The 21,409-nt window shown below is 26.8% G+C and carries 23 protein-coding genes; 19 read left to right on the top strand and 4 right to left on the bottom strand.

Going from position 1 to position 21,409, the window contains the following annotated elements; all coding sequences use genetic code 11:
* Nucleotides 1–25: 25 nt before the first annotated feature.
* Nucleotides 26–1,849: a translational GTPase TypA gene (gene typA, locus HF520_RS06090; RefSeq protein ID WP_168573172.1), complete on the bottom strand. Its 1,824-nt coding sequence runs from the start codon at nt 1,847–1,849 to the stop codon at nt 26–28.
* A 173-nt stretch (nt 1,850–2,022) separates the two neighbouring features.
* Here typA and HF520_RS06085 point away from each other — a divergent pair, with 173 nt between their 5' ends.
* The 6 genes from HF520_RS06085 (at nt 2,023) to HF520_RS06060 (ending at nt 5,886) form a co-directional block, all read left to right on the top strand.
* Entirely contained in the window at nt 2,023–3,213 is a 1,191-nt protein-coding gene (locus tag HF520_RS06085; protein ID WP_168573171.1) for an NAD(P)-dependent malic enzyme, read from the top strand.
* Nucleotides 3,214–3,399 carry a fumarate hydratase C-terminal domain-containing protein gene (locus HF520_RS15450; protein ID WP_168574772.1) on the top strand — a complete coding sequence of 62 codons (186 nt, stop codon included), beginning with the start codon at nt 3,214–3,216 and terminating at the stop codon, nt 3,397–3,399.
* A 69-nt stretch (nt 3,400–3,468) separates the two neighbouring features.
* Nucleotides 3,469–4,467: a dihydroxyacetone kinase subunit DhaK gene (gene dhaK / locus HF520_RS06075; protein WP_168573170.1), complete on the top strand. Its 999-nt coding sequence runs from the start codon at nt 3,469–3,471 to the stop codon at nt 4,465–4,467.
* Nucleotides 4,468–4,495: 28 nt separating this feature from the next.
* Nucleotides 4,496–5,131, top strand: a complete 636-nt coding sequence (gene dhaL, locus HF520_RS06070) for a dihydroxyacetone kinase subunit DhaL (RefSeq protein WP_168573169.1) — start codon at nt 4,496–4,498, stop codon at nt 5,129–5,131.
* A gap of 2 nt (nt 5,132–5,133) precedes the next feature.
* A complete protein-coding gene (gene dhaM, locus HF520_RS06065) occupies nt 5,134–5,517 on the top strand; it encodes a dihydroxyacetone kinase phosphoryl donor subunit DhaM (RefSeq protein WP_168573168.1) in 384 nt (127 codons plus the stop codon).
* 168 nt (nt 5,518–5,685) lie between these two features.
* Nucleotides 5,686–5,886: a DUF1450 domain-containing protein gene (locus tag HF520_RS06060; protein WP_243155209.1), complete on the top strand. Its 201-nt coding sequence runs from the start codon at nt 5,686–5,688 to the stop codon at nt 5,884–5,886.
* 88 nt (nt 5,887–5,974) lie between these two features.
* Here the strand turns inward: HF520_RS06060 and HF520_RS06055 are convergent, their stop codons facing one another.
* Nucleotides 5,975–6,586, bottom strand: a complete 612-nt coding sequence (locus HF520_RS06055) for an SAM-dependent methyltransferase (RefSeq protein ID WP_168573167.1) — start codon at nt 6,584–6,586, stop codon at nt 5,975–5,977.
* Between the two features lie 335 nt (nt 6,587–6,921).
* Here HF520_RS06055 and HF520_RS06050 point away from each other — a divergent pair, with 335 nt between their 5' ends.
* Both HF520_RS06050 and HF520_RS06045 read left to right on the top strand, forming a co-directional pair.
* Nucleotides 6,922–8,559: a Na/Pi cotransporter family protein gene (locus tag HF520_RS06050; RefSeq protein WP_168573166.1), complete on the top strand. Its 1,638-nt coding sequence runs from the start codon at nt 6,922–6,924 to the stop codon at nt 8,557–8,559.
* A gap of 159 nt (nt 8,560–8,718) precedes the next feature.
* Nucleotides 8,719–9,189 carry a methylated-DNA--[protein]-cysteine S-methyltransferase gene (locus tag HF520_RS06045; protein ID WP_168573165.1) on the top strand — a complete coding sequence of 157 codons (471 nt, stop codon included), beginning with the start codon at nt 8,719–8,721 and terminating at the stop codon, nt 9,187–9,189.
* 122 nt (nt 9,190–9,311) lie between these two features.
* On the opposite strand, the gene HF520_RS06040 is transcribed toward HF520_RS06045, so the two are convergent.
* A complete protein-coding gene (locus HF520_RS06040; protein WP_168573164.1) occupies nt 9,312–9,833 on the bottom strand; it encodes a 2'-5' RNA ligase family protein in 522 nt (173 codons plus the stop codon).
* A gap of 202 nt (nt 9,834–10,035) precedes the next feature.
* Between HF520_RS06040 and HF520_RS06035 the strand changes: the two genes are divergently transcribed.
* From HF520_RS06035 to HF520_RS06020, 4 genes are all read left to right on the top strand, one after another.
* Nucleotides 10,036–10,707, top strand: a complete 672-nt coding sequence (locus HF520_RS06035) for a PspA/IM30 family protein (RefSeq protein ID WP_168573163.1) — start codon at nt 10,036–10,038, stop codon at nt 10,705–10,707.
* Between the two features lie 111 nt (nt 10,708–10,818).
* Entirely contained in the window at nt 10,819–11,493 is a 675-nt protein-coding gene (locus HF520_RS06030; RefSeq protein WP_168573162.1) for a hypothetical protein, read from the top strand.
* A 1-nt stretch (nt 11,494) separates the two neighbouring features.
* Nucleotides 11,495–12,124, top strand: a complete 630-nt coding sequence (locus HF520_RS06025; RefSeq protein WP_168573161.1) for a hypothetical protein — start codon at nt 11,495–11,497, stop codon at nt 12,122–12,124.
* Between the two features lie 70 nt (nt 12,125–12,194).
* On the top strand, nt 12,195–13,742 hold the full coding sequence (locus HF520_RS06020; protein ID WP_168573160.1) for a lipopolysaccharide biosynthesis protein: 1,548 nt from the start codon (nt 12,195–12,197) through the stop codon (nt 13,740–13,742).
* A 61-nt stretch (nt 13,743–13,803) separates the two neighbouring features.
* On the opposite strand, the gene HF520_RS06015 is transcribed toward HF520_RS06020, so the two are convergent.
* Nucleotides 13,804–14,037 carry a hypothetical protein gene (locus HF520_RS06015; protein WP_168573159.1) on the bottom strand — a complete coding sequence of 78 codons (234 nt, stop codon included), beginning with the start codon at nt 14,035–14,037 and terminating at the stop codon, nt 13,804–13,806.
* A gap of 186 nt (nt 14,038–14,223) precedes the next feature.
* Between HF520_RS06015 and larE the strand changes: the two genes are divergently transcribed.
* The 7 genes from larE to HF520_RS05980 all read left to right on the top strand — a co-directional run bounded on the left by larE (nt 14,224) and on the right by HF520_RS05980 (nt 21,384).
* On the top strand, nt 14,224–15,024 hold the full coding sequence (gene larE / locus HF520_RS06010; protein WP_168573158.1) for an ATP-dependent sacrificial sulfur transferase LarE: 801 nt from the start codon (nt 14,224–14,226) through the stop codon (nt 15,022–15,024).
* A 17-nt stretch (nt 15,025–15,041) separates the two neighbouring features.
* A complete protein-coding gene (locus HF520_RS06005; protein WP_168573157.1) occupies nt 15,042–16,190 on the top strand; it encodes a THUMP domain-containing class I SAM-dependent RNA methyltransferase in 1,149 nt (382 codons plus the stop codon).
* Between the two features lie 74 nt (nt 16,191–16,264).
* Nucleotides 16,265–17,002 carry a hypothetical protein gene (locus tag HF520_RS06000; RefSeq protein WP_168573156.1) on the top strand — a complete coding sequence of 246 codons (738 nt, stop codon included), beginning with the start codon at nt 16,265–16,267 and terminating at the stop codon, nt 17,000–17,002.
* 195 nt (nt 17,003–17,197) lie between these two features.
* Nucleotides 17,198–17,821 carry an HD domain-containing protein gene (locus tag HF520_RS05995; RefSeq protein ID WP_168573155.1) on the top strand — a complete coding sequence of 208 codons (624 nt, stop codon included), beginning with the start codon at nt 17,198–17,200 and terminating at the stop codon, nt 17,819–17,821.
* A 10-nt stretch (nt 17,822–17,831) separates the two neighbouring features.
* Nucleotides 17,832–19,235, top strand: a complete 1,404-nt coding sequence (locus HF520_RS05990) for an FG-GAP repeat domain-containing protein (RefSeq protein WP_168573154.1) — start codon at nt 17,832–17,834, stop codon at nt 19,233–19,235.
* A 17-nt stretch (nt 19,236–19,252) separates the two neighbouring features.
* Nucleotides 19,253–19,951 (top strand): cell wall metabolism DNA-binding response regulator WalR, encoded by a 699-nt coding sequence (walR, locus tag HF520_RS05985; protein WP_168573153.1) that lies wholly within the window; start codon nt 19,253–19,255, stop codon nt 19,949–19,951.
* A gap of 2 nt (nt 19,952–19,953) precedes the next feature.
* The gene (locus tag HF520_RS05980; RefSeq protein WP_207711036.1) at nt 19,954–21,384 is read left to right on the top strand and encodes a sensor histidine kinase; all 1,431 of its coding nucleotides are present in this window, start codon (nt 19,954–19,956) and stop codon (nt 21,382–21,384) included.
* The last annotated feature ends 25 nt before the right edge of the window (nt 21,385–21,409 follow it).

Genomic DNA, 21,409 nt, shown 5'->3' with positions numbered 1-21,409 from the left:
AAACATGCATTCCTTTTATTATATATTATTTAGATTGTCTAGATTTGTTATATCTTAATCTATCATGCTCATTTAAGAATCTTTTTCTTAATCTTATAGAATCTGGAGTTATTTCAACTAATTCATCATCATCTATAAATTCTAGAGCTTCTTCAAGTGTAAATATTCTTGCAGGTTGTAATTTTATAGCATCATCAGAACCTGAAGCACGAACGTTAGTTAACTTTTTATTTTTGCAAGGGTTAACAACCATATCTTCTTTTCTAGAGTTCATTCCTATTATCATACCTTCATAGACCTCAACACCTGGATCTACAAACATTTGAGCTCTTTCACTTAAAGCATTAAGAGCATATCCCATTGTTGTTCCTGCACCTTGAGCTATTAAAACTCCATTACTTCTTCCTGGTATTTCACCTTTATGTTCTTCATATCTTTCAAATGAACGAACTAGAGTACCTTCACCACGAGTATCATTTATAAATTCGCTTCTATAACCTAATAATCCTCTAGTTGGAGCTATGAATTCTATTTTTACGTAATCTCCTTCTATAGACATAGATTCCATAAGACCTTTTCTAAGGTTTAATTTGTTTATAACAGTACCTGAGTAAACTTCTGGACAGTTAACAATAACTCTTTCCATAGGTTCTAATAACTTGCCGTCTTCTTTATGCATTAAAACCTCTGGTTTAGAAACACCTACTTCATAACCTTCACGTCTCATGTTTTCAAGAAGGATAGATAAATGAAGTTCTCCACGTCCAGATACTCTATATCCATCAGTAGTATCCATTGGCTCAACTTTAAGCCCAACATTAACTTCTAATTCTTTATCTAATCTATCTTTTATATGTCTTGTAGTAACAAATTTACCACTCTTACCACAGAATGGAGAGTCGTTAACTAAGAAATTCATTGATAGAGTAGGTTCTTCTATGTGTATCATTTCCATTGGTAGTGGGTTTTCTAAATTACATATAGTTTCACCTATAGATATATCAGCTATACCAGCAACAACAACTATATCACCAGAATAAGCTTCAGCTTTTTCTATTTGATTTAATCCTTCATAAACTGTAAGCTTAGTTATTCTACCTCTAGCGATACTTCCATCAGCTTTGCATATAGAGACTTGCTCACCATTCTTAACAGTTCCTTTATAAACTCTACCTATACCAAGTCTACCAACATAATCATCATATGCAAGAGCAGAAACTTGTAATTGTAAAGGCTCACTATCATAATCAGGATAAGCACTAACATGATCAGTTATAGTTTCGAATAAAGGTGATAAGTCAGTACTTTCATCATCTAGCTCTCTTTTAGCTATACCTTGCTTAGCTATACCGTATATTATAGGGAATTCACATTGCTCATCATTTGCATTTAAATCAACAAATAAATCAAATACTTCATCAACAACTTCTTCAGCTCTTTGATCTTGTTTGTCTATTTTATTTATAAATAGTATTGGTCTAAGACCTGCTTCTAATGATTTTTGTAAAACGAATCTTGTTTGAGGCATTGGACCTTCGCTAGCATCTACTAGTAATATAACAGTATCAACAGTTTTTATAACACGTTCAACTTCAGATGAAAAGTCACTATGTCCTGGTGTATCTACTATATTTATTTTATAATCTTTGTAGTTTATAGAACAGTTCTTAGAATATATTGTTATACCTCTTTCTGCTTCAAGGTCATTACTATCCATTACACAATCTTTAACTACTTCATTATCTCTAAATGTTCCAGATTGATGTAGGAAAGCATCAACTAAAGTTGACTTACCAGCATCAACGTGGGCTATAACTGCGATGTTAATAACTTTATGTTTTGTTGACATATTAAATTGTCCTCCTTATTGTTTGATAACTGATTAATTATAACACAACATTAAAATTTTTACAAATGAAAAAAGGATATGTTTTAATATTATTATTAATAGGTTTACTTAAATGATATCTGTTATAATTATAAATACAGAGTGAAATTTTCTACATCAAAGGAGAGTAAAATATGGACTATAGCAAATTAAGCTTAGAAATGCACAAAGATAACAAGGGTAAAATAGGAGTAATTTCAAAGATAAGAGTTAAAACAAGAGAAGATTTAAGTATAGCATATACTCCAGGTGTTGCAGAACCTTGTAAAAAAATACATGGAAATAAAGATGATGTGTATACATACACAGCAAAAGGAAATTTAGTAGCCGTAGTATCAGATGGTACAGCTGTATTAGGTCTTGGTGATATTGGACCAGAGGCAGCGATGCCAGTTATGGAGGGAAAGGCAATTTTATTTAAGGAATTTGGACAAATTGATGCATTTCCTATTTGTTTAAATACTAAAGACGTAGATGAAATAGTGAAAACAATAAAATATTTAGCCCCTACTTTTGGAGGCATAAATTTAGAAGATATATCAGCACCAAGATGTTTTGAAATAGAAAGAAGACTTAAAGAAGAACTAGATATACCTGTGTTTCATGATGATCAACATGGTACAGCAATCGTAGTTGCAGCAGGGTTAATAAATGCACTAAAGCTTGTTAATAAAAAAATGGAAGATATTAATGTAGTTATTAATGGAGCTGGTTCTGCAGGAATATCAATTTGTAAGCTACTTTTACAATTTGGGGTTGGGAATGTAGTTCTTGTAAATGTAGAAGGCGCTATTGCTGTAGGTGAAGAGTGGATGAACGAAGCACAAATGGAAATGGCTAAAATAACAAATAAGTTCAATGAAAGAGGAAGTTTAAAAGAAATAATTAGAAATAAAGATGTGTTAATAGGGGTATCTGCACCTAACTGTGTAACTAGTGAGATGGTTTCAACTATGGCAAATGATCCAATAATATTTGCAATGGCAAATCCAATTCCAGAGATAATGCCAGAAGAAGCTAAAAAGGGTGGAGCTAGAATAGTGGCAACGGGAAGATCAGATTTTCCAAACCAAATTAATAATGTATTAGTTTTCCCAGGAATATTTAGAGGAGCACTAGACGTAAGAGCTAGTGATATAACAGAGGAAATGAAGATTGCAGCTGCTAAAGCTATAGCTTCTATAATAAGTGAAGGAGAGTTAAGTGAAGATTATATAATACCGGGTGCTTTTGATAAAAGAGTAGCATCAAGAGTAGCGCAGGAAGTAGCTAAAGTAGCAATAGAAACTAATATGTCTAAAGTGAAAAAAATAAAATTTTTATAGATAAATAAAAATAATGGGGGACAAGTTAGTGAAGATAATATCATCAAATTATATAATGCAATAAAATCTTGTGAAATTATAGCATATGATTACTTAGGTGCAGAAGCGGTAAGAAGGTTAGAAGTTGAAAATCTTAAATTAATAGTAGCTATTGATAGCTTTGAAAATAATATTTATGAAAGATAGTTAATTACAAAATAATCATTAGTGATATAATATTATAAAAGGAATATGTTTTCAAAGGGGGATTTTATAATGAAAAAAATAATTAATGATCCAAATAATGTTGTAGCTGATATGATAGAGGGGTTAGTATTAGCACATCCAAACTATATAAGAAAAAGTGATAATGGAAATATATTAGTTAGAAAAGATGCTCCAGTATCTGGAAAGGTTGGTTTAGTAAGTGGTGGAGGAAGTGGACATGAACCATCACACGGTGGATTTGTTGGATATGGTATGCTTGATGCTGCTGTTTGTGGAGAAGTATTCACATCTCCAACGCCAGATCAAGTTTATGAAGCTATTAAAGAGGTTGATAGCGGACATGGGGTACTTCTTATAATTAAAAACTACACTGGAGATGTAATGAACTTTGAAATGGCAAAAGAAATGGCTGAAATGGATGGTATAGAAGTCGATTATGTCGTAGTAAATGATGATGTAGCTGTTGAAAATAGTTTATATACAGCAGGGAGAAGAGGAATAGCTGGAACTGTATTTGTACATAAAATAGCAGGAGCTAAAGCAACTAGTGGCGCACCATTATCAGAAGTAAAGGAAGTGGCCAATAAAGTTATTAAAAATGTAAGAAGTATGGGAATGGCACTTAGCCCTTGTATAGTTCCAGCATCAGGAAAGCCAAACTTTACACTAGAAGAAAATGAAATAGAAATAGGTATGGGTATACATGGGGAGCCAGGAACGCATAAAGAAGAAATATCAACTGCTAATGATATAACTACTCATTTAGTAGAAAAAATATTAGCTGATATAGAAATAAAAAAAGGCGAAGAAGTCGCTGTAATGATAAATGGTTTAGGATCAACACCTCTTATGGAGCTTTATATTGCTAATAAAACAGTTAATGAAATATTAGTTAACAAAGGGATAAGAATTTACGAAACATTTATAGGAGAATATATGACGTCTCTTGAAATGGCTGGATATTCAGTAAGTATATTAAAACTTGATGATGAGCTAAAGGAACTATTAGATGCTAAAGCAGATACATTAGGATTAAAAGTATTATAGTATTTCATCTGAAGGGAGATAATTATTGATGAGTATAAAAGGGTATGAGGTAATTAAGATAATAAATAAGATATCTGATGTAATTAGTGAAAATAAATTATATCTAACAGAGCTAGATGCAGTTATTGGTGATGGAGATCATGGTCTTAACATGAGTAAAGGATTTGAAGCTGTAAGAGAAAAGTTAGTTGATGATAATGGGGAAAATTTAGGAAATACATTTAAAAAGATAGGCATGACTTTAGTTTCAACAGTAGGTGGAGCTTCGGGACCATTATATGGAACTGCATTTATGAAATCAGCACAAGTTCTAAACAATAAAAATGAAATGAATTTAGATGACTTAATAAATGTATTAAAAGCATCTCTTGAAGGAATAAAAATGAGAGGGAAAGCTGTAGTTGGTGAAAAGACTATGATTGATTCAATAGAGCCAGCGCTGGATTCTTTAATTAAATCTAAAAAAGAAGGATTATCTACAGTTGATTGTTTGTATAATGCTCAAAAGGCATCATATAAAGGGGTAGAAGAAACAAAAAATATAAAAGCTACTAAAGGTAGAGCAAGTTATCTTGGAGATAGAAGTATAGGACATCAAGATGCTGGTGCTACTTCTAGTTATTTAATAATAAGAACAATATATGAATATATAAAAGGGGAATAATTATGGTTGGAGTAGTATTAGTATCACATAGTAATAAACTCGTAGAAGGTTTAAAAGAACTTATATGTCAGATGGCTTCAGGTGTAAAAATATGTACTGCAGGTGGTACTGATGATGGTAGAATAGGTACTGATCCTATAAAAATAATGAAAGCAATAGAAGAAGCTTATAGTGATGATGGTGTTTTAATATTTTTTGACATAGGAAGTGCACTTATGAATGCAGAGTTAGCTATAGATATGTTAGATGAATCTATTAGTGAGAAAGTAGAAATTTGTAAGGTTAGTTTGGTAGAAGGTGCATTTGTAGCATCAATAGAATCTAGTATTGGAAAGAGTTTAGAAGAGATAAAGGACTCGATTAGAGGTTTACAGATAGAAAAATAAATATAAAAATATTTTAAATATAAAAGAATCTCCTTAAATTTAAGGAGATTCTTTTATATTATATAATCGATAATTAGAAATTATTTAAAATAATAATTAAAAACTGTTTAATGATGGTATATAAGGGATATAAAATAAGTAATGATAATTACTTAGGAGGATTTAGACATGATAAATGTGATTAGAGTTTGCCCATACTGTTCAAATGTGGACTTAGATAAATTAGCAGAAGTAGTAGGAACAGAAAAAATTCAAAGAGGTTGTATAGGACAATGCAGATCTTATAAAAAAGAGGCTGTTGTTAAAATAGATGGAATTCTTACAATAAAACAATCTGAAGAAGAATTATTTAAAGAATTAAGTAAATAGCTATTATAAATTATATTATAATAAAGCAAAGCACAAAAATAGGAACATATCAGGATACTATAACACATGATATGCTCCTATTTTAATTTTAATAATAAGCTAGTTTATATATTAGAAATCTTTCATTATTATCTTTTTTATATAGACTATCGAGAATTATTTCATTTTTAATAATAAATGGAGTGTTATTTTCTAAATAATAAATATAATCATCTGATGGATAATATAAAATTAATTCTACAGGTCTCATATTTTTTTCTAATGAGTTTAGTATGTTATCTATAACCTTAATAAAAATATGTATAGAAAAAGGATTAAAGAAGTAAAATCTGTTATCATATAAACTAATTTCATAATTTTGAGCAAGTTTATTTTCAAATTTAATCTTACACTTAGAGTTCTTATTTTTTGTTAAGTATAAAGATTTGTTATTTAAACAAGATTTATAAAAATCAACATTCATTTCAACACCACAGCAGTTTGCTTTAAAGTAGTAATTTATATAAAAAATAAGTCTACCTTTACCACATCCAAAATCAACTATATAATCATTTTCATTTACTTGATAATTGCGAAATAATTCATCTAAAGCAGAATATGATGTTGCCTGATAAGGATGATAGTGTTTAAATTTATCTGTCCATTTTTCTTCTCCAAAAGTATTAATATTTAATAAATTTTCATAGTAGATTTCTTTCATCAATTTTCCTTTCGAATATTTAGTAAAGTTTATTATTACTTTATTTTAATTCTTTAGATAAATTCAATCAAGGATTAATACATTATATAAATAAAAAATTTAACAATATACATAAAATGATGTAAAAATTTAACATTAAAACTTAATAATAACTTTATTTTTATATTGTTTAACTTAGATTTAACTTTTGCTTAACTTTCAATTAACGGAATATGAAATAACTTAACATAAATTTAACAACAAATGTTAAATTTATTGGTAGAATAAAAATGTACTAAATAAGCGAATAAAACAAAAATTTAATTTTAGCAATTGATATTTAGGAGGAAATAGTAGTGGAAATCATAATTAATTTAATGGGAGGACTAGGTCTTTTCTTATACGGTATGACTCTTATGGGAGATGGTCTTCAAAAATCAGCAGGAGCAAAATTAAAAAGGATAATTGAACTTTTAACTAGTAATGTAGTAATGGGTGTTTTAGTTGGAGCTTTAGTTACAGCTATAATACAAAGTAGTAGTGCAACTACAGTAATGGTCGTAGGGTTTGTTAATGCAGGTATAATGACGTTACCTCAAGCGATTGGTGTTATAATGGGTGCTAACATTGGTACGACGATAACAGCTCAATTAGTATCGCTTGATTTAGTTGGTATAGCACCAATGGCATTAGGAATAGGTATAATACTTTATTTATTTGCAAAAAATTCTAAAACTAAGCACATAGCGGAAATATTAATTGGATTTGGTATATTATTCACAGGTATGGACTTTATGAAAGATGCAGTTAAACCTTTATCAGAATTTAAAGGATTTACAGATGCTTTAGTTTCTTTTGGGCATCATCCAATACTTGGTATACTATTAGGATTTGGTATAACAGCAATAGTTCAAAGTTCAAGTGCTTCAATGGGGATGTTACTTGCACTTTCTTCTCAAGGATTAATACCTTTAGCATCAGCATTACCTATATTATATGGAGAAAATATAGGAACTTGTATAACTTCGATAATATCAAGTATAGGTGCAAGCAAAAATGCAAGAAGAGCTGCAACTATGCACTTAGTATTTAATATAATAGGTACATTAGTGTTTATGTTAGTTTTAACTAAGCCAATAACTATGGTAGTTACTCACTTAGATCCAAATGATGTAAGTAGACAAATAGCAAATTCACATACATTATTCAACTTAGTAAACGTAATAATATTATTACCATTCTCTAAGCTTATAGTAAAACTTACTATGAAACTTATACCAGAGAAGGAAGATGATGTAGAAGATACTAAGATTGTTAAATTTATAGATGAAAGAATGATAACAACACCATCAATAGCTTTATCTAACACTGCTAAAGAAACAATAAGAATGGGTAATAAAGCTAAAAAAGCATTAACTAATGCAATGAATGGTTTATTAGAAAAGTCAGATAAAAAAGTAAAAGTAGTATTTGAAGAAGAACAAAAAATAAATGAATTACAAAAAATTATATTAGATTATTTATTAAAATTATCTAAAACATCTATAAGTCATGATTGTATAGAAGGGATAGATAAACTATTCAATACAATAAATGATATAGAAAGAGTTGGAGATCATGCTGAAAATATAGCTGAATTAGCTGAAAGTATGATAAATAATGATTTAAATATGTCTGAAGATGGTAAAGCGGAATTGTTAGAAATGTATAATAAGGTTATAGAAACATATACTTATGCATTAGAATCTTTAGAAAAAGGTGATATTGACTTAGCTTGTAAAGTTATAAAAATGGAAGAGCAAGTAGATGCCATGGAAACTTCTTATAGAAGAAGTCATATGAAGAGATTAAATGAAGGTGTTTGTAGCATAGATTCTGGTGTTATATACTTAGATATAATAAGTAACTTAGAAAGAGTTTCTGATCATTCAGTAAATATAGCTACGCAAGTTATAACTTCAAATAGAGCAGTAAATGAATCTGTAAGTGTTTAATAAAAAAAGCGAATTGTAGAGTTCTACAATTCGCTTTTTTATATGTGTTAAATTGTTATTACTAACTTGATAAAAGTAATTTTATAAAGCTTTTTAATATAAAATTGTATATAATATTATTTGAATAGAATTAATTAAAAATATTTTTAGGAGAAAAAAATGAAATTTTTATATTGCTATAATACTAAGATTGGCAGAATTAGAATAGCAGAGGAAAATAGATATATAACTAATATATATTTTGAAAACAAAGAGCTAAATCTTGATAACTATGAAATTCTAGAAACAGACCTTATAAAAGAAGCAAGTGTCCAAATAAATGAATATCTAAATGGAAAAAGAAAAGAATTTAATTTACCAATAAAACCAAATGGCACAGACTTTAAACTTAGTGTATGGAATAGGCTTTTAGAAATACCATATGGAGAAACTAATAGTTACAAGGATATTGCTATTAGCATAGAAAATCCTAAAGCATGCAGAGCAGTGGGTCTAGCTAATAACACAAATCCTATACCTATTATAATACCGTGCCATAGAGTAATTGGAAGTAATAAAAAGTTAGTTGGATATGCAGGAGGTCTAAAGATAAAACAATTTTTATTAGATTTGGAAAGTGAAAATAGATGATATAGTCTGAGTAAATAAAAAATATAGTTGACTAAAAATATTAGTGTAATAAGTCAACTATATTTTTTATTGTTGAAAATTAAATATAAGTTAAAATTCCTAGTAGGAATAAATATAAAAATTTAAAAATTATACTCTTTATGCAATATCCAATTATTATCTAACCATTTATAAATACATATATTATCAAAACTACATTTAAAGTCACAAGGAAATTGGTTTATATAATGCCATAATTCAAAAAAATTCTTTTTTATATTTTTACTACTTATAGTTACATGGAATACTTTATCCTTTCCATCATACTTATCAAAATTTATATAAGATATATCTTGTAAAGAATCTATTAGTTCATCATGAATCCTCTTTCCTTCCTTGCTCATAAATACTTTCATAAAAATGACTCTATTATCAAATTTATCGTATTCTTTAATTATATAAGATTGACTTTTATGTTTTTTTACAAATTCAGATAAAGTATTTTCTAATTCTATAATATTACTTGCTTCAAATGGAGACTTAATCGTAAAGTGTGCCGGTAATTTAGAGGATTTAATTTTAAATTTATTAAAAATATCTTTTCTTAAATTATTATTAAAATTACCTGCTTCATTTTTTACTACACTTACTAATACATATCTCAAAATAATAACCTCCTAAATTTCACATTAAATTCATATTTATAATATAATATTAATTATACACAAATATGAATTTAATATGATAAAACAGCAAATATTATTTTCTTTTAAATTAAAATTAATTATGATAGTATATAAACATATAATATGTTATTATTACATAATTGTTAAGATTATTTTAAATAATGAAATGGAGAGATTAAAAATGAGTTTCTTTAAAAGACTAAAAAATGTAGTTAGTGCTAAGTCAAATAAAGCATTAGAAAAACATGAAGATCCAATTGAATTATTAGAATTATCTATAGGTAAAAAAGAGAAATTATTAATAGATGCAAAAAAACAATGTGCAAATTTTATTGCAACTGTAGATAATATAAGGAAAGAAAAAGCTGAATTACAAGAAAAGTCAAGTAAATATGAGGAAGCTACAAAAGTGGCTATATTAAAGGAAGATACTGAAAAAGCTCAAAATTTTGTGAAACAAAAAATAGAGATAGAAGAAAAAATATCTCAAACTAATTCTAGAATAAAAGATCATGATGAAAAGATACAATTAATAAAAAATAAAATACAAGAGTTAGAAATAGAAATATCCAAAATGAAATCTAAAAAGCAGGAATTAGCTACTAGACTTGATATTGCAGAAATAAGTAATGAGATAAATGAAACTTTAGCAGGTCTTAATGATAATGATGGTATAAACTTAGATGAGTTAGAGAAGAAAGTATCACAAAAAGAGAGTTATGGGAAAGCATTAGAGGATTTAAAACTCAAAGATGAAGATGCTATGCTAGATGATTATATAAATAATTCACCAACTGTAGATTCAAAGATTAGTGATGAATTAGAGAGAATAAAAAAAGAAATGGAAAAATAATTTTCGATAAAATATAATAGTCATTTAATATAAATATCTTAAATAAAAGGTAGATGGTTATTACTGTCTACCTTTTATTAGAATAAGTAGTTTTGAGGGGGCTTTATTTAAATGAGCACAAGAATTGAAGAAGAAAAAAATAAGTACAACAAATTATATACTGATTTAGTATTTGCATCTGATGATTTAAATCAAATGCTAGATGAGAATGAGTTAAAGAAAAGAAGTTTTCTATCTAGAGTAGATATATTAAAAGATTATATGAATTTTTTAGAAATATTAGAAAGAGACAATAGAAGAAAGAAAGGATTATTTACAAAGTTATTTAGTAAAGAAGAAGATATTGATACAAAAATAAATAAATATTTAACTAATGATAAAATTATAGCTTTAGAAAAATTAGAAAAATGTAGTAAGTGTAAGTGTATAAATTGTATAAGTAAATGTACTATGGATCACTGTTTTAATTGTAGAGAGAATGAATACGTATTAAATTGCAATAAATCAGATTCATTATTAACTAATTGTATTGATACTGTGACTTTATACAATGGAAATCAAGCAATCCTATTTAATATTAAGGCATACTTAATTGAAAAGGATGAAAATAATAACTATATTAGATATGTATATTTGATAGATAGTAAGGATTATGATAATCAACATATATTAAAATACTCTAAGTTTAAGGGAGAAGAAAGTTATGATTCTGTAATAACTGATAACACTCAATATGAATTAGTGAGAATAAATAATAAGTTTATAGAAATGGGGTTAAGAGTATAGTATGAGAAGAAGCAAAAAGAAGCGTATAAGTTTCTTAATTATCTTTGCTATATTATTTACATCTATTGGTTTTGCACTTAGTGATATAGTTAGTTATGCAGATGAACTAAACTCTGTAAATTTATATTCAGTTACTTCGTCAGCGGGGATCTACAATAGTGCAACGTCAAAAAGCCCAAGGCCTAAGAGTTATAAATTAAATAGTATGAAAATACCAAGCTCTGGTAGCTTTAATTCTGAAAGTAGTAGTAATAAAAAGAATAACTCAACCACTATTAAGCCAGATTCAGGAAGTTTTACAACAAGCCCTAATAGTGGGAGTAGCTCTAATAGTAATTCAAGTACTATAAAACCAGACTCTGGAAACTTTTCAACCACGCCTCCTAAAGATAGTAACAATGATGGTAGTAGCAATTCGGGTGGGTCAAATAATAAAGATTATAGCTCGGATGGAGGGTACCCAGGTGGATCAATTTCAGGAGGTGGATTTTTTGGAGGATACTTCAACCCATTTAGAGCATTTGGATATGGTGGACATATAAGTTCATGGATAATAAATATAGTAATAATAATAACAGTTATAGTTGTAGCATATATAATAATTGATATTATTAGAAGTAAAAGAAGCTAAAATAAAGTGTGTATCAATTTTAATTTTGTACACACTATTTTTATATGAAATAAAAAACAGGAGATATAACATGAATAGAGACTCAAGGACATTTAATTCGATAAGAAATATAGTTGCAGGATTTGTAGGACAATTTATATATATACTTGCTGGTTTTATAAATAGGGGTATTTTTATCCAATGTTTATCATCTGAATATTTAGGAGTAAATGGTTTATTTACTAATATACTATCAATACTATCTTTAGCTGATTTAGGTATAGGTACAGCAATAATATATGCTTTATATAAACCATTAGCTTATAGAGATGAGAAAGAAATAACAAAATTAATGAACTTTTACTCTAAAGCATATACATCTATTGGAGTAATTGTATTTATACTAGGATTAGCTTTACTACCATTTTTAAATATAATAATTGGAGAAAAACCTAATATAGAAGAGAGTATTTATATAATATATTTGATATATTTATTTAATACATCAATTACATATTTTGCATCATATAAAAGTTCATTGATAATTGCTGATCAAAAGAGCTATATATCAACTCTAATTACTTATGGAGTTTATTTTGTACAAACTATTTTGCAGATAATTGTACTATTACTTACTAGAAATTTTATATTATATCTAATTGTTCAATCAGGTTGTGTAATACTTCAAAATATTATTACTACAATTATTGCAGATAAAATGTATCCATATATGAAAAAGTATAAAAGGCTTAAAATAAGTAAAAAATCAAAACAAAAGTTGATTGCAGATGTTAGAGCTTTAGTACTTGTAAAACTAGGTAGTGTATTAGTTATGAATACAGATAATATTATCATTACATATATTTCAGGTTTATCTATTGTTGGATTATTATCAAATTATACAATGATAGTAAGTGCTATTAATAGGGTATTACAGCAATTGTTTAATAGTATAACTGCAAGTATAGGCAATTTAAATGCAAAAGAAAATAATGAAAGAAAAGAAAGCATGTTTGAAATAATAAACTTTTGCAATTTTTGGTTATTTGGAATTTCTTCAATAGGTATAATTTTATTAATAAATGATGTTATACATTTATGGATAGGAGAAAAGTATATTTTACCTTCATCAATAGCAATTATGCTTGCTATAAATTTTTATATGGTTGGAATGCAAAATGCAGTATGGACATATAAAAACACTATGGGAATATTTAAAAAAGGTAGATACTTGTTGTTACTAACAGCAGCTATAAATCTAATACTATCTTTTATATTAGGTAATATAATGGGACTTTTTGGAGTTCTTTTATCAACTGCCATAGCTAGATTATTAACTAATACATGGTACGATCCTTATGTAGTATATAAAATTGGATTTGGAAAAGGTTCTAGTAGATATTTTTTAAAATATATTTTTTATATTATAGTATTATTTATAGCTAGTTTACCGACGTATTATTTATGCAGTTTAGTGAACTACACACCACTTATTAACGTATTGATTAAGTTTATAGTATGCATAATAATACCTAATATAATAATTATTATAATATTTTATAAAAGTAAAGAAATGAAATATATATTGAACTTAATTAAGGTTTTATCTAAAAGTTTTAATATTAAATTAAGAGGATAAAAAAACTTCTTTTGATATTTTCAAATATCAAAAGAAGTTTTTTTATATTTTTTTAAATTTATCAATTTTCTTTTATATAAATTTTAGGAATATATAAATTAATATTTTTTAAGTTTACTATAGCATTATAAATTTCTTCACTATGGCTTTCTATATTGTTACTTTCTAATTCTAAAGTAGATATAAGAGTATTAGATATAAATATATCTAATATATTAGTATTTTCTCTATAAATTAATTTTATCCCTTTATTATTTTTTAATAAATTGTTTAATATCTCGTAGTCTATTTTCATCTCTATTTTCCCCCTTTTTATATAATCATATATTACAATAAGTTATATATTTTTTCAAATAATATAGTTAGATATATTGAGTTCAAACAATAAATAATCAATAAAACTTGATTTTCTAATAAATTAGTTTGATTTATACAGTTATATTTTATATAATTAATTTACTATAAAGGTGGGAGGTATATTATGGAGTTGAGTAAAAAATTAGAAAAACTAAAAAAGATGCTAAAAGATTTAGGTAGTGTAGCAATTGCTTACTCTGGAGGTGTAGATAGTAATTTTTTACTTAAGGTTGCAAGTGATACCTTAGGAGAAAATGCTATAGCTGTGACATTACATGCTATGATGCATTCAAATAGAGAAATTGAAGAAGCTATAGAATATGCTAAGACATTTAATGTAAAGCATATAGTAGTTAGAATAGATGACTTTAATATTAAGGAGTTCATTGAAAATGGACCAGAGAGATGTTACTACTGTAAAAATGCAGTATTTACTAAAGTTAAAGATGTAGCTAGAATAAACAATATAAAATATGTAGCAGATGGAACTAATTTAGATGATTTGGGTGATTATCGACCAGGACTTAAAGCAATAGAGGAATTAAATGTAATAAGTCCATTAAAAGAATGTGGATTTACCAAAGAAGATATTAGAGCTTTATCTAAAGAGATGAACCTTAAAACATTTAATAAACCTGCATTCGCATGTCTTGCTACTAGAATACCATGTGGAACAAAAATTACTAATGAAAAGCTTAGAATGATAGAAAAGGGTGAAGAATACTTAAATAGTATAGGATTTAATCAATTTAGGGTAAGACTTCATGATGATATAGCTAGAATAGAAGTTGGAAAAGATGAGATAAATAAGTTTTTTAGTAATGATATATTAGAAAAAACAAACAATAAACTTAAAGAATTTGGATTTAAATATGTGACTTTAGATATGGGCGGCTATAAAATGGGCAGTACTAATCTCGCATAAAAAAGTAGGAGGATTATATGAAGACATATACGTTAATGTCACCATGTTTTTTTGGTGTAGAAAAAATGCTGGCAAGAGAAATTAAAGATTTAGGATTTGAAATAGTTAAAACTGAAGATGGAAGGGTTACATATAAAACTGATGAATATGGTATAGCTAAAGCTAATATGTGGCTAAGATGTGCAGAAAGAGTTCATCTTAAAGTAGCTGAGTTTGAAGCTAAAACTTTTGATGAACTATTTGAAGGAACCAAAAGAATAAACTGGGCAAAATATATACCATACGGTGCACAATTTCCAATAACTAAAGCATCATCTATAAAATCAAAATTACATTCTACACCTCATATACAATCAATAGTAAAAAAAGCTATTGTAGAAAGTTTAAAGAAAAGCTATTTAGAAGATGGGTTATTAAAAGAGGACAAAGAAAAATATCCGATTTATGTTTTTATACATAAAGACAAGGTAGTTTTATCTATAGATACAACAGGAGATGCTCTTCATAAAAGAGGATATAGAGAAAAAGCTAATAAGGCTCCAATAAGAGAGACGCTAGCTGCAGCTATAATGTATCTTACACCATGGAAGCCAGGTAGAACTTTAGTTGATCCTATGTGTGGTTCCGGTACTCTTTTAATAGAAGCTGCGATGATGGGAATAAATATGGCACCAGGACTTAATCGTGAATTTATTTCTGAAAAATGGAGAACTATGGATAAGAAAATTTGGTGGGATGTAAGAAAAGAAGCTTATGATAAAATTGATGAAAGTAAGCCTTTTAAGATATATGGTTATGATATAGACGAACAAGCAATAAATATAGCTCGTGAAAATGCTGAACTTGCAGGAGTTGAAGATTATATCGAATTTAATGTGGCAAATGCAGTTGACTTTAAGAGTGATGAAGAGTATGGGTTTATAATAACTAATCCACCATATGGAGAAAGACTTGAAGACTCTGATAGTGTAAAGATGCTTTACAAAGAATTAGGATATACGTTTAGAAAATTAAAGAACTGGTCTTATTATCTAATAACTTCTTTTGAAGATTTTGAAAGAGAGTTTGGTAAAGATGCAGATAGAAAAAGAAAGCTTTACAATGGTATGTTAAAAACTAACTTATATCAATACCCAGGACCAAGACCACCAAGAAATAATGATTAATTACAAATAATAAAAATAATTTCCCCTTCGAAAGAATATAAATATTATAAAGAGTATTTCGAGGGGGTGTAATAATGCTTAGAATGAAAAATAATAATCATAAAAGAAGTAGTAATAGAAAAAAACACTCAAGCCAAAATGATAAAAATATTGAAAAAAAATCTGAATATGAAGAGAATTATAATGAAATTATTTTAAATGAATTAGTTCCAGATGATAAAAAAGAAGAATTTGGATTAGAAGAATCTTCACAAAAACCTAAAGCTAGAAAAGGATTTGGTTTAGGTAAGAAGAAAACATCTAACAAAAATACTAATAATAATCAAAAGTCAAATAAAAAAAAGGAAAATAGCAAAAGCACATCAAGTAAAAAATCATTTTCAAGTAAAAAGTCCAAGAATAAATCTCAAGAAAAAGAACAAAATTCTAAGAAGTCTCATAACAAAAAAAGCTCAAATAAGCCACAATCTAAAAGTGAACTTATAGATAATAAAGTAGATAATGTAGAACATGATAATAATACTAAGAATTCAAAAAGACCTCATGGAAATAACCATATTAACAAAAAAAGAATAAAAAAACCTGATATTGATGAATCTTTAGATGTTAAACAAAATCTAGAAATTAAAGATGAATTAGAAAATATAGAAGAAGTAGATAACGAGAGTTTAAATTTTAGAAGTTATGAAACTGAATTAACAGAAAAAAGTAATAATACAATAGAGCAATCTATAGAAACTGAAGATATTAAATCACAAAGTAATAAACTTGAAAATATAGTTTGGTCTAAGGAAAATTTTATTAAAAGATAGAGATTAATAATATTTATATCTAAAAATTTATTTAAATAATAAAATTAAAATAAATAAATGATTTAAATAGTGTTAAAATAGAAATAAGAGCTTAGTTAAAATACTAAGCTTTTATTTTTTATATAGTAATATTTTATACTGTAAATATAGTAAATTAAGTAGATTTTATGATAATATAAGGAAAGGATGAATTATATGACAACAAAAGATATAAGTCTTGAAATTGATAATATTTTAATGAATAGCAATGTACCCTCAAAAGATTTATTAAGATTGATTGAAGATGGTAAGATGGATAATGAACCTTTAAATCTTATAAAAAACTTGGATAAAATAGATCAAAATAAAAAATATCACCCAGAAGGTAGTGTTTTAAATCATGTATTATTAGTTGTAGATGAAGCAGCTAATCTTAAAGAAGAAAGTAAAGATAAAAGAGTATTTATGTGGTCAGCTTTATTACATGATATTGGAAAACTAACAACGACAAAATTAAGAAAAGGAAGAATTACATCTTATAATCACGATATAGAAGGTGAAAATATAGCATATAAATTTTTGAGTAAATTAGGATTCGATGAAAAATTTAAAAAAGAAGTTGTTAAATTAGTAAGATATCATATGCAACCTCTTTTTTTTGATAAAAACTTACCGTTTTTTGAATTAGATAAAATGCTGAAAGAATGTGATTATAAAGAGGTTGCATTATTATCTTTATGTGATAGATTAGGTAGAGGAAATCTAAATCAAGAAACTATTAAGTTAGAAAAAGATAGAATAGAAAGATTTAAACATTATTGTGATAATGCTTTAACATAGGAGGAAATTAATGAAATTTTTTAAAAGCACTGCTATTTTAGGATTTTTAATGCTATCGTTAACAGGATGTGCATTAGGCAGTGAGTCACCTGAACAATTAATTGATCAAAAGCCAATTTATAATGAAAATAATAAAAAACTTTATGAAAGTGTTAATCGTATTGTAGGAAGTTCAGCATCATTATTGCTCCCAGCAAATTTGCAAGATGTTGGAAAAATAAATAAAGTTGATTTAGATAATAATGGTATTGAAGAAGTTATTGTATTTGAAAAAAGTAAGAATCTTAATACTAACGAAAGTGAAGTTGGATTTTTTATCTTAAATAAAAAGCAAGATGATTATGAAAAAATATCAAAAGAATCAATATCTGGTGAGTCCATAGAGTATGCTAATTTTTATGACTTAGATAATGATGGAAACAAAGAAATAATACTTGCTGCAAAAGGACAAATTAAAACTACTCTATATGTATATAAATATATTGATGGTGAAATAAAAAAATCTATTGAAATTAAACCTACATGGATAAATGATAGATATAACCTAACTGATATGAAGATAGAAATTGGCTACATTAATAATGATAATAAGTTAGATATTTTAATGGCAAACTATGATAGTAGAAATAGTAGAATGTATGTGAGTGTAATAAATTATGATGGCATAAATAATGGAGTTGAACTTATTGACTATGTTAAATTTGATAATGTAAAAAACATAAGTGAGCTGTATATAACATTAGGGAATATAGCATCACAAGCTAAAGGTTCTAATATTAAAGGTATAGTATTAGATATACCTATGACAAAGGAGAGTAGTTACTTTACACAAATGTTGTATTTTGAAGATGATAATCTAAAAAAAGCTTTTGAAGATAATGATAAATCTCTTATGAAATCATATTATATTCCAGTAGAAGATATCAATAAAGATAAGGTTATAGACATACCTATTTTAAATGGAAGTTTAAATGAAAATACTTATACGTCTAAGTCATCTGCGAATATAAGTTGGTATAGTTGGAATGGAAAAAAAGATTCTAGTTCTGGATTATTATTTACAATTCAAGTATATTATAATTACGAATATAATTATAAATTTCTTATTCAGAATAATTTGGCTAATAAAATTTATGTAGAACAAGAAACTAATTCTGATAATGTAATATTTAAATTTAATTATTATGATGAAAAAGAAAAAGGTTCAAAAACTTTATTTACTATAACGGCACATAGTAAAAATATAGTGGTTGATGAATCTAAAAATATAAATTTACAAAATCAAGTTGGGATAAGCCTTAAGGAAACTGACAAATATAATTTTATTTTAACTATAGTCGACACTGAGCAATTAAATAGATTAGATTTAACGGTAGAATCTTTAAAAGAGTATTTTTCATTAATATATGAATAACTTATGGGAGGATTTTTATGAAGGAAAAAATATTAATATTAGAAGATGAGATAGGAATAAGAAGTTTCGTTAGCATAAATTTAAAAAGAGAAGGTTACGAAATAATAGAAGCAGGCACAGGAAGCGAAGCAATAGAAAAATTATCTAAGGAAGATGACATATCTATAGCACTTTTAGATGTAATGTTACCAGATATGAGCGGTATAGAAATATGTAAATTTATAAGACAAAATTTTGACCAAGTTGGAATAATAATGCTTACAGCTAAGTCACAAGAAGAAGATAAAATAGAAGGGTTTATATCAGGTGCTGATGATTACATAGTAAAACCATTTAGTATAAAAGAATTATTAGTAAGGGTTTCGGCTTTACTTAGAAGAGTAAAAAAAGATAATGCTAAAGCAAAAACTAATGAAATAATATCAAATCCTTTCAGACTAGATATAGATAAAAGAAAGTTGTACAAAAATAACAAAGAAATAGAACTTACGCCAACAGAATTTTCAATAGTTAAATACTTAATGACAAATGGAAGTCAATCTTTAAGTAGAGATCAAATATTAAATGAAGTGTGGGGAAGCAACTATTTATATGATTTTAAAATAGTTGATGTTAATATAAGAAGAATAAGGAATAAAATAGAAGATGATCCATCTAAGCCTAAATATATACAAACAGTTTGGGGATATGGATATAGTTTTAGAAAGGAAGACTAGTAGTGTTACATTTTGAAGGACTTAGAAGACGGATAATTAAATATTATTTTACAATAATTATTATAACAATAGTCTTATTTGAAGGTATGTTCATTTTCTATATACAAAATTACTACTATGATTCTGTAGAACAGTCCTTAACTAGTCATGCTGCATATACAAGAGATAGCTATAATACAATATATACGGAGTCTAGTAGCTTTGAAACTAAAGCAAATAGTGTTATAGAAAAAGAAAATATGAAGGCAAATTCTAAGTTTTCTGTGCAAATTATTGATAAAAATAAAAATCTTATTATTGATCAATATGGTATAAGAACTAATGAAAAAGTAGAGTATGAAGATGTAAATAGAGCATTGGCTGATTCAAGTAATTTGGTTCCATATAATTATAGAATTGTTGATACTAATGAGCATTTAATGAGTATTTCTTTTCCTTTAAAAGTAAATAATGTAATAGAAGGTGTTGTAAGATATACAGTATCATTAAATGAAATAGATAAGACTATATTTAAGCTTGTACTAGGGCTAATTCTTGCAGGAGTACTCATATTACTTATAACTATTTCTATAAGTTTAAGATTTGCTGAAAGTTTAATACAACCACTTAGAGAGCTTAAAGAGTTTGCGAATGAACTTGCTCATGGGAATTATAATATTAAGCTTAAAAATAAAAAAATAAGAAATGATGAAATTGGTGATTTAGCACAAACTTTTGAACATATGGCTGGAGAAATTGATAAAACAAGAAGATTAAAAGAAGAGTTTATTTCATCTATATCTCATGAATTAAGAACACCTCTTACCTCTATAAAAGGATGGAGTGAAACTTTAGGTTATGAAAATATATCTAAGGATGAATTAGACTTAGGACTAGGTATAATACAAGATGAGACTGAAAGGCTTATTAAACTAGTAGAAGAGTTATTAGACTTTTCTAGACTTTCTTCAGATAGAATTAGGCTACAAATTGATATGGTAAATATAGAAGCTTTGACAAAAGGTGTTGTAAATCAACTTAAGGTAAAAGCTATTGAAAATAATATTAAGCTAACTTATAGATTTGAAGTAGAAAATCTAGTTACAATTCAAGGTGATAAGAATAGATTAAGACAAGTTTTAATTAATTTAGTGCAAAATGCAATTAAGTTTACACCACCAGAAGGATATATAGAAATTATAGTATCTCAAAATGAAGACTTTACAACTGTAAAAGTAAAAGATACAGGTACAGGTATAAAGTCTGAAAACTTAGAAAAGGTTCTAGAAAAGTTCTTCCAAGAAGATTTCCATAAATCAGGAAGTGGTTTAGGTCTTGCAATTAGCAATGAGATAGTAAAGCTGCATGGTGGTAAGATTCACATTGAAAGTGAAAAAGATGTAGGAACTATTATTACTTTTACTTTGAAAAATAAAATACTCGAATCTATTTAAAAAGAATTTAATAAAAGGAAAATTT

It is taken from the genome of Romboutsia sp. CE17, from assembly GCF_012317385.1.
Taxonomy (GTDB): Bacteria; Bacillota; Clostridia; order Peptostreptococcales; family Peptostreptococcaceae; genus Romboutsia_E.
This window is presented reverse-complemented; position numbering and strand designations above follow the sequence as displayed.

What these genes read in the sequence shown, in the direction of transcription:
- HF520_RS06085 (WP_168573171.1), top strand. Translation starts at nt 2,023, where the DNA reads ATGGACTATAGCAAATTAAGCTTAGAAATGCACAAAGATAACAAGGGT.
- HF520_RS06005 (WP_168573157.1), top strand. Translation starts at nt 15,042, where the DNA reads ATGAAGACATATACGTTAATGTCACCATGTTTTTTTGGTGTAGAAAAA.
- typA (WP_168573172.1), bottom strand. Translation starts at nt 1,849, where the DNA reads ATGTCAACAAAACATAAAGTTATTAACATCGCAGTTATAGCCCACGTT.
- HF520_RS06025 (WP_168573161.1), top strand. Translation starts at nt 11,495, where the DNA reads ATGAGAAGAAGCAAAAAGAAGCGTATAAGTTTCTTAATTATCTTTGCT.
- HF520_RS06030 (WP_168573162.1), top strand. Translation starts at nt 10,819, where the DNA reads ATGAGCACAAGAATTGAAGAAGAAAAAAATAAGTACAACAAATTATAT.
- HF520_RS05990 (WP_168573154.1), top strand. Translation starts at nt 17,832, where the DNA reads ATGAAATTTTTTAAAAGCACTGCTATTTTAGGATTTTTAATGCTATCG.
- larE (WP_168573158.1), top strand. Translation starts at nt 14,224, where the DNA reads ATGGAGTTGAGTAAAAAATTAGAAAAACTAAAAAAGATGCTAAAAGAT.
- HF520_RS05995 (WP_168573155.1), top strand. Translation starts at nt 17,198, where the DNA reads ATGACAACAAAAGATATAAGTCTTGAAATTGATAATATTTTAATGAAT.
- walR (WP_168573153.1), top strand. Translation starts at nt 19,253, where the DNA reads ATGAAGGAAAAAATATTAATATTAGAAGATGAGATAGGAATAAGAAGT.
- HF520_RS06045 (WP_168573165.1), top strand. Translation starts at nt 8,719, where the DNA reads ATGAAATTTTTATATTGCTATAATACTAAGATTGGCAGAATTAGAATA.
- dhaK (WP_168573170.1), top strand. Translation starts at nt 3,469, where the DNA reads ATGAAAAAAATAATTAATGATCCAAATAATGTTGTAGCTGATATGATA.
- HF520_RS06015 (WP_168573159.1), bottom strand. Translation starts at nt 14,037, where the DNA reads ATGAAAATAGACTACGAGATATTAAACAATTTATTAAAAAATAATAAA.
- HF520_RS06055 (WP_168573167.1), bottom strand. Translation starts at nt 6,586, where the DNA reads ATGAAAGAAATCTACTATGAAAATTTATTAAATATTAATACTTTTGGA.
- dhaL (WP_168573169.1), top strand. Translation starts at nt 4,496, where the DNA reads ATGAGTATAAAAGGGTATGAGGTAATTAAGATAATAAATAAGATATCT.
- HF520_RS06060 (WP_243155209.1), top strand. Translation starts at nt 5,686, where the DNA reads ATGATAAATGTGATTAGAGTTTGCCCATACTGTTCAAATGTGGACTTA.
- HF520_RS06000 (WP_168573156.1), top strand. Translation starts at nt 16,265, where the DNA reads ATGCTTAGAATGAAAAATAATAATCATAAAAGAAGTAGTAATAGAAAA.
- dhaM (WP_168573168.1), top strand. Translation starts at nt 5,134, where the DNA reads ATGGTTGGAGTAGTATTAGTATCACATAGTAATAAACTCGTAGAAGGT.
- HF520_RS06020 (WP_168573160.1), top strand. Translation starts at nt 12,195, where the DNA reads ATGAATAGAGACTCAAGGACATTTAATTCGATAAGAAATATAGTTGCA.
- HF520_RS06035 (WP_168573163.1), top strand. Translation starts at nt 10,036, where the DNA reads ATGAGTTTCTTTAAAAGACTAAAAAATGTAGTTAGTGCTAAGTCAAAT.